This window comes from Butyricimonas faecalis (assembly GCF_003991565.1).
Lineage (GTDB): Bacteria > Bacteroidota > Bacteroidia > Bacteroidales > Marinifilaceae > Butyricimonas > Butyricimonas faecalis.
Genome location: NZ_CP032819.1, coordinates 4,807,031 through 4,821,170, shown reverse-complemented (window position 1 = coordinate 4,821,170; position 14,140 = coordinate 4,807,031). Strand labels below are relative to the sequence as shown.

Genomic DNA, 14,140 nt, shown 5'->3' with positions numbered 1-14,140 from the left:
TTTAAATGAACACAAAATCAGTTACTTCTCCAAAATCAGAATATACTTGGGTTGCCGGATAAGTTGCACTATTAGCCCCAACGCTACCAGTTGAGGACAAATTCAATATAACAAAATCACTCTTACCATTTCCCATATCAAAAGAAACTCCCAAGCTACGTTGTAAATCAAATTCATAAGCAGCGAACACACCTTCTCCGGGAGCCTTTCTTTTAGCAAATTTCATCTTTGTTGCTTTTCCTCCCGAATGAGTATAAATAGCGGTAGCTTTTCCTCCTGCTTGCTTAAAGTCTAAACGATAAACAGTATTACCAGAAGCGTAAAAAATAATACCACTATAAGGTGGAGTTGAAGCAAAACAAGCATTTTCATCTAATCCTTTAGGTAAATCAATCTGATAATAAGCATTAAAAGAAACATAATCGGAATAGGTAAAACCTCTCGGATTAAATTCATAAACGAAACACTTGTCATTACTTTTAGCCAAGCCATAAGCATATGTACTTGTCCAACCTTGATCAAACTGATACCCAGTTCCTACATACAACACTTTTTGATCCGGGGATAACTTGTTGGGATCAACTCCCGTAGCATTACCATCTCGCACTGGAATAGATTGAATTAAATCACTATTTTCCTCCCCCTCATTAAAGTACAATGGATCATATTTCTTCACTCCTAACCCATCACTTTTATTATAATAAAAAGCAAAACGATGCCCAGCCTCATCATACAACAAAGCATTATTCATAACTTTAGTTGCCAAAGTAATCTTTACCTCTCCAGTCAACCCACTACCCGGTTTATACACTTTACCAGCCCGTGGAATTTGATACAAAACACCATTAGACAACAAAAGAGCACTGGCACTACCATCACCATCCATCATCTCCACATGCTGGAAATCAAAACCAGCTTGAGCCATCGGGGCAACCATTCGGGACAAACTATCCTTTTTCTCAAATTTTTTCCATTGACAATAAACTCCAGCCTCTCTCGCAACATCGGTAAACACGTAAAACATATTCCATCCACTCCCGGTTCCATAATATTTAACTGACGTTGTATATTGCCCCAAACAGAGTGGTTTCCCCTCTAACCGCTTACCTGATTCTTTGTAATATGCATCTTCATTCACCACGATATTAGCACCAATATATTCAATAGACCCCAACTCTGTATGTCCGTTTTTACTATGCAAAACCATCCAAGTTCCATCGTATGGTTTAATCAACTTGATTGTCGTGTTCACCGGATATTCAATTCCCGTTATCTCATCATATACATTCAAACGAAAAAAATGCTCGTATTTCAAATTTTTCTCTTCCGGATCTATATGAAAACGCAAATTAGGTTCTATACTCACCGTGTCAAACCCTTCACGACTTGCCAAACCATAGAAATTATGATTTATGGTAGAATATAACCAAACATAACTCAAATTTTTATCATCTTTTTGCAAAAATTGTGACAATCGAGGAACGATTGTAAGCGTCGTATCCTTATCTAAACGTACCGAATACAACTCATCCAATTCAACTGCTACCGTATTAATATCCTCATAATCATAATTTCCTTTGTCATCATAACAAGAAACAAATAGTAACAAAACCAGTATATAAATTAATCTTCTCATAATTTCTTATTTTTAAAGTAATTCTGAAATATCAGGAATCTCGATCCATTCACCAGTATTTTCATCTATCAAAGGCGCATTATTAGGATCTGCTTTATACTCTTCAAAATCTAAATAGAAGCCATTCGAGTAAAGAACATCATAAAATTTATTTGTCATCGTCCATTCATTCAATACAGTACCTCCGTATTTCGTAATTAAATAACGAGCTTTCGTTTCACTATAATCTCCAAAAAACATCACGTAATATCCATCCCATTCTTCTTGAGAAGATCCCCATAATTCCAAACTCACAGAATTTTCCGCTTTTAATTCAAAAGTTTGTCTTTCGACAGTACCCGCTTTAAAATCCGACTTCTCGTAATCAAAAGTCAGATATGCAGAATATTCCGTATTCCTTTTTTCCGGACGCTTTATCAAAACTTTAAACACGGCAACCCCTGTATCTGCCGGAACATAATACTCCTCCGGACATACTATTTCCAATGTATTATCTCCAAGTTTTTTCGTAGCAAACACGACCTTTCTAGGGTAGGCGGTGGGAACTCCACTTATTTTTACCCCCACGAGAAGAGTATCTAACAACAAGGAATCTCCAAGAGGATTAATCCCGAAATTAGTCTCATAATGCAAATATTCTGTTTCATCTACCCAATACGGTTTCTTATCTTTACCTAAATAATAATCAGCCATAAAATTAATCTCGTTTCCATCTCCATATTGCACCATCTCGTATTTTTCACAACTTTGAAGAAAAAGGAACGTGATCAATACCTGTAATGTAATTACCAAATTTTTCATACATCTTTTATTTTATCAGTAAACACAATATTCACAACATCTCAATTTGTTTTACCAAATAAAGTTTCATTATCCGGCCAAGAGAACATGTAATTACTTTCTGTCATTTGGTTCACGGGACAATGTAGAAATGTCGTATAAGCATGACGTTTATAGAAGAAAAACAATTGTCCTTCCCCGTAAAATTCCTTGCGGTACTCTTTTTCAATCTCATCCAATTTGTTAGCTTCCGTGCAAACAACAGGATCAATCCCGCGTACACTCCGTACTTTATTCAAAAATTCAGCTGCTTCGCCCGGAGTTGCCGCACATTCTGCCAAAATGTAATACATTTCGGATAAACGTATTAAAACAACCGTCCCTTCCGTAGATGCCCACAAATTTTCTTGCTTATATTTCCGCATTTTGATTCCGTTAGTTCCATAATCAAATCCAACACCCTCTCTGATTCTCAAATCATTTGTTCCATCATTAGCCACATCAAACATTTCATTCAAGAAACTTTCCTTAACGATACAATAAGAAGAACCATTCGTTATATCTGTCACTTGCTGATCAAACTTATCCACGTAAACAGAGAACACGATCTCTTTGGAACGTAAAACATCCGTTGCCTCCCCAATAAGATCGAAATATTTCTCTCCAATAACTTGATTCGCATAATTAGCCGCTTCCACCTTATTTCCCGCATACAAATAGACTCTCGCCAACATAGCTTTCACCGCGTACAAATTCATCCGTTTGTGACGATACTCCAAAAAACCATCTTTCCCAGTACCTCTATCCCCATCTTCTGTTTTTGGGAATTCAAAATTCAACGGATCCGTATTTGTCAATAAAATTTCAGCTCTTTTCAAATCAGTAATAATACTATCCACCACCACGTCAGAAGAGTGCATTTCCTTTGGCACCTGGTTAAACTCTGTTCGATAAGCAATTCGTTTTGCCATTGGGTTATCTTTATATATCGGCCCAAACATCCGTAACAAATCAAAATGCAAAAACGCTCTCAAGCCCAATGCCTCTCCTTTAATTATTTCGTAATAATGTTCCGTGGTAAACACGTTTTTGTTTTTATCACAGTAATACAACAAATTATTTAAATTAGCAATCACGTTGTACATCTTCGCCCAAATCGTTTCCGTATAACTTTCCGTGTATGTAGATGGGAAAGTATACCACAAAGGATTCTCATAATTCGCCACCGCATTAATCTGGTAACGTTGTCCCAATATATCCAAGAAACCATAACTCAAATTTCTGGCATACAGATCAGTGGATGCCATCTTTATATACACTCCGGTTAGAGCTTCTTTAAAACCTAATTCTCGACTAAAAACCTCTTCTTCTTCCACCGTCGTCTTCGGCTTTACATCCAACCAATTAGAACAAGAGGAAAACAAGAACATTCCTAAACAAATGCTAACTATATACTTTTTCATAGTTCACCAATTTAAAAAGTTACATTCAACGACATAGACATTTGTCGAGAGAAAGGATAATCAATCCCTCGTTCCATCTTAATAGACGAGAATCGACAAATATCTTCCATATACACACCAATTGTTGCCGCACCAATTCCTATTCGTTTCAGCCAATCACATTTTTGCCCATCCAACCGGTAAGATAAATTTATAGTTGAAAAATAAAACTCATTATCATCCATCACGAAACGTGAACTCTCCTTGGTATCCATCTTTGCTACATTTCCGTCTATTGCCTTAAAAAACACCTGATCTCCAGCTTGTTTCCAGCGACTATACAAAGCCCTTCGGTCCGCATTCATTCTTAAGTTGGCATTTTCCACCTTATCAATCAATGTCTGGTTAAAAGTCTGTCCGCCCCAATGATATTGCCCTGCAAGTGTTAAACTAAACCCTTTATAGGTAAAAGTCGTTGAAACGGAACCTTGAAATTTAGGTTCTGTATCTCCAACAGGAACTTGATCTGCCGAAGAATACAAATTAGTCAATTGTCCGTCTCGGGTTAAAAAAACCTCTCGTCCTGTTTGAGGATCGATACCCATGGAACGAACTACCCAAATTGTGGTCTGTGAATAACCGTTTTCATAACGGGGTAAAGGACGTTTTTTACGTTTATCTTCTAATCTAGTAACATATGGATCTTCAATCTCGTCAGCAATTTCCATTTGCTTCTCGTTCATCACCTTCAAAGCATTAGAAATTTCCTCTATCCGTGATTTATTATGAGAACCGGTAAAAATCACGTTCCAGTATGCCTGCCTCGCAGGATCGCTATACGGCATTAAACGTAACGTCACATCATATCCTTTATTAGAAATTCTTCCAAGATTCTCTTTCATTGTAGGGAATCCTACTGACGGAGCCATCGTATAATCTAACAACGTATTTTTTGTATATTTCTCGTAGTACTCAAATCTTGCGCTCAGCATGTTATTGAACATGGTAAAATCCAGCGATGCATTATAATTTTCTGTCTGTTGCCACTTCAAATCTGGATTACCCAATCCATATATTTCCGCTCCTACCACATCCGAACTTTTATAAGTTTTCATCAAATTAGAATACGTGTACATCTGCAAAGATTGATAAGGTGCAAATCCTTGAGAACCTGTAATACCGTATGTTCCCCTTACCACCAATTCATCAAAAATACCTAAGTTATTAATAAAAGGCTCTTTCTCCGCATTCCAACGTACTCCAGCAGACCAAAACGGGGCATAACGGTTATTTTTCCCAAACTCTGAAGATGCATTGACACTCATACTGTAATCAAAAGCATAACGTTGTTTATAAGCATAATTCAAAGTCATTACGAAAGCCAAGGATCGAGCGACACTCTCACTTCCCGAGGTATTCTTGTATTGAGTTCCCATATACACTTCACTCAACTTATCATTCGGGAATCCCATCATAGACAATGTTGTCGATTTTGTTGAATTTTCATTAACACTATATCGTAGATAAGCGGTCAACAAATGATCCCCCAACCCTTTAGTGTACGCACCAGACAAACTTAATCTATATTGAGTCCCCTCTGTTTTACTCCATTCATATAAGCCTTTTTTAGCCGGATCATCCTCAAGAAAGAAATCATTATGCTGAGCAGAGTTAAACACCTCTACTGTTCCATCCTTCCGGGTTAATGTGAAATCCAAACTTAAACGGAAATTTTCAAATGGTAAGTACTCCACTTTTAAAGCCTCCCGAAGTTCAAAATTTCGACTTTCATTCTTTGAATTAAACTGCGTATTCCACAAAGGATTTAAAGTTGGGGTACCATAATAAGCAACATAATCATAATTATCTCCAATACTATGATCATCCAACACTTGCTTGATATTTCCGTTCTCATCAGTCTTACGATAATAAGAATTTATTTTCGTATAATCTTGGAAACTTCCATAAGGAGAAACCCTGGTACCATCTGAATAATCCACGGTCAATTGATTATTAATCAAAATTTTATTATTACGATAATTCAAATCTATCTTTCCTGTTTTAGTATTTAAATCCGTCTTTTTCATAATACCGGGTGCCCACTTTGCTCCCAAATAAATTTTATAGCGTAACGTACGATCTCCCCCTTCCACGGTCAATCCATGCCGATGAGAAAAAGCAGTCTTTACGGGTTCGGCCAGCCAATAAGTATTCACACCCCGCATTACCTCTTGTCGAAGATTATTGTAATAATTCATTAATCCCAAATCATCTTTATTAGAATAATATCCTGCCATTTCCTCAATCCGTAACTTCTCTTCCGCATTCATCATATCATAAACGCTCAAATCCGGCCATTCCAATTCATAATTTCCATTATACGTGAAGCGCAATTTTCCCGGTAACGGAGCTTTTGTCTCCACGACCACCACCCCATTAGCAGCCTCCGAGCCATAAATAACCGTAGCAGCGGCATCCTTCAATAATGTAATTGACTCCACTTGTTCCGGATCAAGATCCATGATCGTAGTTGCATCCACGCCAATCACGCCATCCAACACAAACAATGGTTGATTCGGACGAGTATTTACATCCCCACGCAACACAACCACGTCATCACTCTGGTAATTACCTATACTTGCCTGGCCACGCATCTGAAAATCAGGGATCGCATTCGGATTCGACCCCGTCAGATTACTCGTATTCATTTTAAACCCCGGATCCAGCATTTGTAATGCTTTTAGCACGTTACCCGATGTCATACGTTTTAGCTCTTCTCCTGAAACTTGTGTCGCCGACCCCGTAAACCCCTCCTTCTTACGAGTAAAAATACCCGTCACCACCACATCCTCCAGACTTTCCGTCTGCTCCTCCATCACCACCTTCAAATCCTTCTTTCCGGCCAAAACTTCTTTATCCTTAATATCAGCCAACTTCACCTTTTGCGTCACCATTCCCACGAAACGGAAAACCACCACCACATCTTTCAACTCTTTCGGTAAAGGCAAACTAAACTTTCCATCCACATCCGTGGCACACCCCACGGTAGTACCCTCGATAAGAATGGTTACACCCGGTAAAGGAGACCCGCCTTTATCCACCACTTGTCCCTTCATCAGAACGGTTTTCTCTTCCTCCTTGGCAACAGCTGCTTTCGGGGTAATCACGATCAAATTATCCACCAGTCGATAACCGAATCCCTCTCCAAAAATAACCTGTACAAGTTCACCCAACGTTGCCTGATTCAGATTCACGGAAATCTTTCTCGTCACGTCCACCTCTTTTTTGCTAAAAAAGAAGTCCTGTTTTAACTGCTTTTCGACTTCCAAAATCACCTGCTCGACAGTAGCGTCTTTTAATTTCAAACTAACTGATGCATTCTGACTTCGAACCTCTGCCGAAAGGTGCGTCAGTCCTATCAGCATGAATAAAATCACTATCTTCATCACTCGGAATAGGTTAAAAAGTTTCCTGAATGTGCTATTCATGCACACACTTCGTTTTTTTTTCATAACTTTGTAATTGAATTAATACTTGAATTCTCTTCGGAGAATAACACGGGGAATTGTTAGCGGCAATCCCCGTTTTTCTTTCCTAACGTTTTATAATGGTTATCACTTTTCCTTTTACCTCAAAATCGACATTTGTCGTTGCCTTGATCACGGACAACACTTTATCCAAATCCATATCCCGCTTGATCACTCCCCGGAACTCGTACTCCTTCAATTCCGGATTTTGATAGAACACCTCAAAATCATACCAACGTTGTAACTGACGCATGATCAAATCCAACGTCATCGTCCGAAACACGAACCGTCCTTCACGCCAAGTCACGTAAGACTCCACATCAACCTCCCTCACGGTCAACTGTCCCGTTTGTATATTCATCACCCCTTGCATTCCCGGAGTCAACACTTCCTCTTGCCCGTTCTTCTCCGAGAGAATCCGAACAGATCCGTTCACCAGCGTCGTGTAAATCAGCCCGTCATCCCCATAAGTATTCACGTTAAACGATGTTCCCAACACGGTTACCTCTGCCCCGTTCACCCGAACGATGAAAGGACGCAGGCTATCTTTACGCACCTCAAAATAAGCCTCTCCATCTAAATCAACCACCCGTTTCCCGCCAACAAATTCTACCGGATACTTCAACTCGGAAGCTGCATTCAAAAATACCCGGGTTCCGTCCGACAACGTGAGAAAATACTCTCCCCCGGTCGGTGTCACCAATTTATTATACTCCTCCTTTACCTCTCCTTTTCCATTTCCCTCGTACACGATCCCTTGCCCACTGGAAGCCACCCGCACCCGTTCATTCAACTGGATATCCAATTTTTGCTCCTGATCCAACACCACCTTTTCCCCGTTAGCCATCATCAAGATCGCTTTCGAGGTCCCGGGTTGCATCACGCTCTTCGTCAAAAGTTGTTCCTCATGCATATCCCGGACGTCATTTATCGTACGTCCCACGAATAGACCGACCAATAAGATAATAGAAGCCGCGATCGACCAACGCAACGTCATTCGACGACTCTTCTGGTCATAGATATTTTCCTCTAAACGCCGGTATTCATCCTCGTCATTTATCTGGCTCTCGCCTTCTGTTAACTTTTGTCGGATGGCCGCAATCTCTTCCAATAACTCAACATGATCTTTCTCTTTCAACCAGGCTGTCACCTCCTCGTCATCCAACTCTTCTCGTCGAGTAAGCAACCTATTGGCAAATTCTATATCGTCGTCTCTATAATCCATTTTTGCTATTCTTTATACTAACACAACAAGTCTCCCCAAATGGGTGACAAAATAATTGAATATTTTTTTATTTATCCCAAAATAATTGAAGTTACATGGGTAATCTTACTCATAAGATAAATTTTTATCATTCTTTTTTCGTAATTATATTATACCATCTCCCATTCAACTCCCATTTATCTCCTATTCAACTCTAATTATAATAGGTTATGATATATTGATTTAAGAATACTATAAAATGGACATTATCTTATAAATATGATAGATATAAAACTATAATTTTTATTATATGTAACACTTGTTTTTGACAACGTTATAAACCGCTATATATAAGTAACTAACAAAAAAACAGAACTCTAAAAAAGTCCTGTTTCTAAATTATTCCGGGAAACAAAAAGAATTTCCCTACTTATATTTTTTCATTATTTTCTCGATAACCTCCGCGGTCAGTTCATGTCCATATTCCCCTCTCGCTTCAACAGGAACAACATCACCATTTCTTCCTTCAACTCGTTTCGTAAGAATTTCAATCCCCGGGAGATATGCGTCTTTACCGAATTTACACTAATGCCCATCTCGTCAGCCACGTCTTTGTACGTTCGGCCTTCAACAAAGCATTTTATCAGCACTTCTCGTTGTTTCTCGGGCAATTCGTCGAGTTTTTCGTTCAAGCGGGCCATGCGTTGTTCGTAATTATCCAACTCTTCGTCGGCATTCTGCAACGCTTCAACAACTTCCCGTTCGTTCATCGCCACGACACGCAAGTGTTTCAAGTAATTCAAGGCGTAATTCTTCGATAAGGTGAACAGGTAAGATTTCAAGGAATAAGAGGTATCCAGATTCTTTTCATTTTTCAGTACCACGAGGAAAACATCATGCACGATGTCCTTGGACACCTCTTCATCGTTCACGTAGCTACATACATATCCCACCAGATCCTTGAAATGGGATTTAAACAAACTTTCGAAAGAATCACTATTTAAGTCATTTTCTATCATGATATGCATGTAACTGACACGATCTCCGTCTATGCAAAAGTAAACTTTTTATTGAAAACGACAAACAATGATAAACAAATTACTCCGCCGCGAAAGAACCTCGAATATCCCCGCTAAGTAGCAGTAAGGATAATTCGGAAACTTTTGCCTGATAGATAGCCGATAATTTCCGGTCAACGGCATCGATGTAACTGCGTTGAAATTCCCGGAACTCGATTCCGGAAAGCGACCCGATCTTGTATTTTTCTAAAGCCGCGTCCAGGTTGGCCTCGGCCACGCTAGCGCTTTCTATCTCGAAGTTTACCATCAACAGGTTGTTTTCATAGGAATTATACATCAACGCCAAATCTCCCAAGGTTTCTTTCTCGGCCTCTTGATAGGAAAGTTCGGTATTTTCCAATTCCAGTTTGGCATTCTTGATCTTTGTCCGATTCTGCAAACGGCTGAAAATAGGAACGTTTAACGAGAATCCCCAGTAAAAACCGTTTGAACGGTTCAACGTGGTGCTGGAAGAGGGTGTGTTCGTCTTGTTATAGTTGTACCCGGAATTGAAATCCAGTGTCGGGAACAACACGGCACGGGCATTTTTCAAATCCAAGGCGGAGATTTTCTGATCTTTCCTGGCCATTAATAAAGCGGTATTTCCTTCCAGCGTTTTTTGCTCCAAGGTGCTCAACGTCAATTGCGGTCCCAACAAGATCGTATCCTGCACGTAATTTACCATTTGCAGATCCGTATTCATCAATTTATTCAACGTGATGTAGGCACTCTTTAAAGCCTCTTTCTGCCGCACATAGGTCGAACTGTCCGTGTTCAAATCAATTTTTGCCTGTTGGGCTTCCAGTCCGGATCTATTTCCGATCTGGTGACGCACTTTGGCCTCATCGTAACGTTCATTCGAGAGTGCCAGGGAGTGACGGTTGGCCATCAATTTATGGTGTTGCACCAGCACGTTGTAATAGGCGGCACTCACGTTCAAGATCAAGTTTTCCACGGCCTGGCGTACGGCAAGTTCTCCCATTGCCAGTAACTCTTTCTGTTTTTCATGGGTGGTGAACATCTCCAACCCGTCAAATATCCGCCAGTTTAAAGCAACTCCCGCCGAGTAGTTATCCGTCTTTACATCCGACATTTTATTCACCTCTCCCGCGCTATTTTCCGTCTTCGCGTCATTCCGGGTCTGTGTCTGTTTTGCCGTAGCTTCCAGTGTCGGTAGGAATGTGGAATAATTCAAATTATTTTTATCCATACGGGCTTCGTTCTGGATGATTTTAATGGAAAAGTTTGATTCCAACGCTTTTTCCAAGCATTCGTCCAGGCTTACGCACTGCGCGTAACCATTGAAAATTGAAAATTGAAAATTGAAAATGAACAACAAAACGGTCACTTTCCCTATCCATTTTATAGATCGCAAATTCTGTTTTTTCATAGTTATTCTTTATTCTACTTGCAAATGTATCCATTCGCTCAATCTTCTATTTCTTCAATGACTTTCACTTTATTCGATGAAAGGTAAGTATAAATAGCCGGGATCACGAAGAGGGTTAACAGGGTGGAACAAACCATTCCCCCAACCACCGCGATACCCATGGCGACACGACTCTCGGAACCCGCACCCGTGGCCATCGCCATCGGGAGAATTCCTAACACGGTTGACAAACTCGTCATCAGGATCGGACGCAAACGAGACACGGCGGAATCCTCGATCGCCTCACGCATGGACAAGCCGGCCAGTTTACGCTGGTTGGCGAATTCCACGATCAAGATTCCGTTCTTTGAAACCAATCCGACCAACATGATGATACCGATCTGGCTGAAAATGTTCATGGTCTGCCCGAAGTACCACAAGGCGACCATGGCCCCGATCAACGCCAAGGGGACGGTCAACATGATGATCAACGGGTCGCGGAAACTCTCGAACTGCGCGGCAAGTACCAAGTAAATGAATACCAACGCCAACATGAAGGCAAACATCAAACTGGAAGAACTTTCCACGAAGTCCTTGGAGGTTCCCGATAACGTGGTCTTAAAGTCATCGCTCAATACCTCGTTGGCAATGCGATCCATCTCCTCCAATCCTTGAGAAAGGGTTACGCCTTTTGCCAACCCGGCAGAAACGGTTGCCGACACGAATCGGTCATAACGATACAATTGCGGCGGCATGGAACTTTCGGTCGTTGTAATCAGGTTATCCAGATGAATCAGGTCACCGTTGTTGTTCCGCACGTATATCCCTTTCAAGTCGCTCGGTTTGTTTCGATCCTGACGCTCCAGCTGGGAAAGTATCTGGTACTGTTTGCCATTCATGATGTAATAGCCCACCCGTTGCTCACTCATGGTCAACTGAAGTGTTCGGGCGATGTCCTGCACGGAAACTCCCATGCTGGCAGCCTTGTCCCGGTCAATATTGATGGTCAGCTCCGGTTTCGTGAATTTCAAGTTCAAATCAGACGCGGAGAATAGCGAACTCTTGTTCACCTCATCCATGAAAACGGGTAAGATGGCCTTCAAGTCGTCCAAGTTTTTCGCTTGAATAACGTATTCCACCGGAAGTCCTCCCCGTCGGCCACCAAAGGTCTGTTGTTGGGAAACCAAGGTACGGCCTCCCGTAAACTGACGCACTTGTATGGCTAATTCATCGGCAATTTCCTGCTGGGTACGTTGTCGCTTGTCGGCATCCACCAACCACAATTGCATGCTTGCCCGGTTCGTTTGTCCTCCCCCGATGAATTGGATCACTTTTTCTTGTTCCGGCACGGTTTGTTCCACGAAATTGGAGATTTCATCCGCGTAACGAGCCATGTACTCGTAAGTAGCACCTTCCGGGGCTACCGAGTTTAACCGGATGTTGGAGCGGTCCTCCAAAGGAGCCATTTCCGAAGGGATTAGTAACCACAAGAAATAAATGGCAACCCCGGTAACTCCAAGTATAATAATTGACCAATAACGGACTTTCAAGAATTGTTGTAACCAACGACGGTACACCCGGTTCATCCCCTCAAAGAAAGGTTCTGTTTTCCGGTAGAACCAGTTTTGGGTGGCTCGGCGGGTCAACAGTTTCGTGGAGATCATCGGTGTAAATGTCAATGCCACGAAAGAGGAAACGACCACGGCTCCGGCAATGACCACGCTAAACTCTCGGAACAAACGTCCCGTGGTTCCTTCCAAGAAGACGATCGGGAAGAACACCGCTACCAGCACGACGGTTGTCGCGATAACGGCAAAAAAGATCTCGTTCGATCCCTTGAATCCCGCCTGCAAAGGAGTCATTCCCTGTTCTATTTTCGTGAAAATGTTTTCCATGACCACGATGGCATCATCCACCACCAAACCGATGGCTAAGACGACAGCCAACAAGGTCAGGATGTTGATGGTGAATCCGGCCACGTACATGATAAAGAACGAGGCGATCAATGACACGGGAATAGCCAGAACGGGGATTAACGTCGTCCGCCAACTCCGCAAGAAAAGGAAGATGATCAAGACAACCAAAAGGAAGGCTTCGAGAATCGTGTCCTCTACCTCGTTGATGGAGCTCCGGATAAATACCGTGTTATCGAAGGCGATCGTGGCATCAATATCTTCGGGCAGGTCTTTTTCCAAATCCTTCATCACGAGATAGGCCCGGTCGGCAATATCAATGTAGTTTGCACCCGGTTGGGGAATCAATGCACACATCACCATGGGAAGGCCGTTGCGTTTGGCAATGCTTCGGGTATTTTCGGCGTCCACCTCGGCCACACCGATATCTTTAAAACGGACAATTTTCGATCCCTCTCTCGATATTACCAAATTGTTGAAATCTTCGATGGACATCAAGCGTCCCAAGGTACGAATTGTCAACTCCGTATTATCTCCTTCCACTCTTCCGGAAGGTAATTCGATATTTTCTTTTTCAACGGCAGACTGCACGTCCATCGGGGTCAAACGATGTGCCGCCAGTAAAGCCGGATCCATACGCAAGCGCACGGAATAGCGTTTTTCACCCCAAATGTCCACGCTACTCACACCGGGTATTGTCTGTAAACGTTCTTTATAGTAGCGTTCGGCATACCCGCTCAAATCAATCAACGAACGTTGGCCACTACGCAAAGAAACGGCAAAAATAGGCTGGGCATCCGCGTCTGCCTTGTACACGGTGGGGGGATCTATATCCTGGGGTAAGCGGCGCAATGTTCCGGAAACTTTGTCCCGAACGTCATTAGCCGCCGTTTCCAAATCCACGCTTAATTCAAATTCTATCGTGATCCGACTCTGCCCGTCACGACTCGTGCTACTTAATGAACGGATTCCCTGTATACCGTTAATGGCCGATTCCAAGGGTTCGGTAATCTGTGTTTCGATAACATCGGCATTGGCACCCACGAAGGAGGTAGATACGGATATTACCGGGGGGTCCACGCTGGGGTAGTCACGCACGCCTAAATATAGCAATCCGATGGAACCGACAATGACCAAAAGTAAGTTGAGCACGGTTGCCAGCACAGGACGCTTTATACAGGTTGAAGATAAACTCATACCATTGATTAATT

Annotated in this window: 8 protein-coding genes; all 8 read right to left on the bottom strand. The window is 41.8% G+C overall.

From position 1 onward, the window contains the following. Window position 1: 1 nt before the first annotated feature. The 8 genes from D8S85_RS20555 to D8S85_RS20520 all read right to left on the bottom strand — a co-directional run bounded on the left by D8S85_RS20555 (window position 2) and on the right by D8S85_RS20520 (window position 14,126). Window positions 2-1,636, bottom strand: a complete 1,635-nt coding sequence (locus D8S85_RS20555) for a PKD-like family lipoprotein (protein WP_106624157.1) — start codon at window positions 1,634-1,636, stop codon at window positions 2-4. A 12-nt stretch (window positions 1,637-1,648) separates the two neighbouring features. Continuing rightward, on the bottom strand, window positions 1,649-2,437 hold the full coding sequence (locus D8S85_RS20550) for a DUF4843 domain-containing protein (protein WP_106624156.1): 789 nt from the start codon (window positions 2,435-2,437) through the stop codon (window positions 1,649-1,651). A 41-nt stretch (window positions 2,438-2,478) separates the two neighbouring features. Beyond that, window positions 2,479-3,879 (bottom strand): RagB/SusD family nutrient uptake outer membrane protein, encoded by a 1,401-nt coding sequence (locus tag D8S85_RS20545; RefSeq protein ID WP_106624155.1) that lies wholly within the window; start codon window positions 3,877-3,879, stop codon window positions 2,479-2,481. Between the two features lie 11 nt (window positions 3,880-3,890). Beyond that, window positions 3,891-7,370, bottom strand: coding sequence for a SusC/RagA family TonB-linked outer membrane protein (locus tag D8S85_RS20540; RefSeq protein WP_127075657.1), 3,480 nt, complete (start codon window positions 7,368-7,370; stop codon window positions 3,891-3,893). Window positions 7,371-7,452: 82 nt separating this feature from the next. After that, window positions 7,453-8,610, bottom strand: coding sequence for a FecR family protein (locus D8S85_RS20535; RefSeq protein WP_106624153.1), 1,158 nt, complete (start codon window positions 8,608-8,610; stop codon window positions 7,453-7,455). A gap of 446 nt (window positions 8,611-9,056) precedes the next feature. Continuing rightward, the gene (locus tag D8S85_RS20530) at window positions 9,057-9,608 is read right to left on the bottom strand and encodes an RNA polymerase sigma-70 factor (RefSeq protein ID WP_106624152.1); all 552 of its coding nucleotides are present in this window, start codon (window positions 9,606-9,608) and stop codon (window positions 9,057-9,059) included. 79 nt (window positions 9,609-9,687) lie between these two features. Then, window positions 9,688-11,037, bottom strand: a complete 1,350-nt coding sequence (locus tag D8S85_RS20525; protein WP_106624151.1) for a TolC family protein — start codon at window positions 11,035-11,037, stop codon at window positions 9,688-9,690. Window positions 11,038-11,075: 38 nt separating this feature from the next. Next, on the bottom strand, window positions 11,076-14,126 hold the full coding sequence (locus D8S85_RS20520) for an efflux RND transporter permease subunit (RefSeq protein WP_127075655.1): 3,051 nt from the start codon (window positions 14,124-14,126) through the stop codon (window positions 11,076-11,078). Between the last annotated feature and the right edge of the window lie 14 nt (window positions 14,127-14,140).

Bases quoted from the DNA above. Each gene is read 5' to 3' on its own strand.
- D8S85_RS20550 (WP_106624156.1), bottom strand. From the start codon at position 2,437: ATGAAAAATTTGGTAATTACATTACAGGTATTGATCACGTTCCTTTTT.
- D8S85_RS20540 (WP_127075657.1), bottom strand. From the start codon at position 7,370: ATGAAAAAAAAACGAAGTGTGTGCATGAATAGCACATTCAGGAAACTT.
- D8S85_RS20525 (WP_106624151.1), bottom strand. From the start codon at position 11,037: ATGAAAAAACAGAATTTGCGATCTATAAAATGGATAGGGAAAGTGACC.
- D8S85_RS20555 (WP_106624157.1), bottom strand. From the start codon at position 1,636: ATGAGAAGATTAATTTATATACTGGTTTTGTTACTATTTGTTTCTTGT.
- D8S85_RS20535 (WP_106624153.1), bottom strand. From the start codon at position 8,610: ATGGATTATAGAGACGACGATATAGAATTTGCCAATAGGTTGCTTACT.
- D8S85_RS20520 (WP_127075655.1), bottom strand. From the start codon at position 14,126: ATGAGTTTATCTTCAACCTGTATAAAGCGTCCTGTGCTGGCAACCGTG.
- D8S85_RS20530 (WP_106624152.1), bottom strand. From the start codon at position 9,608: ATGATAGAAAATGACTTAAATAGTGATTCTTTCGAAAGTTTGTTTAAA.
- D8S85_RS20545 (WP_106624155.1), bottom strand. From the start codon at position 3,879: ATGAAAAAGTATATAGTTAGCATTTGTTTAGGAATGTTCTTGTTTTCC.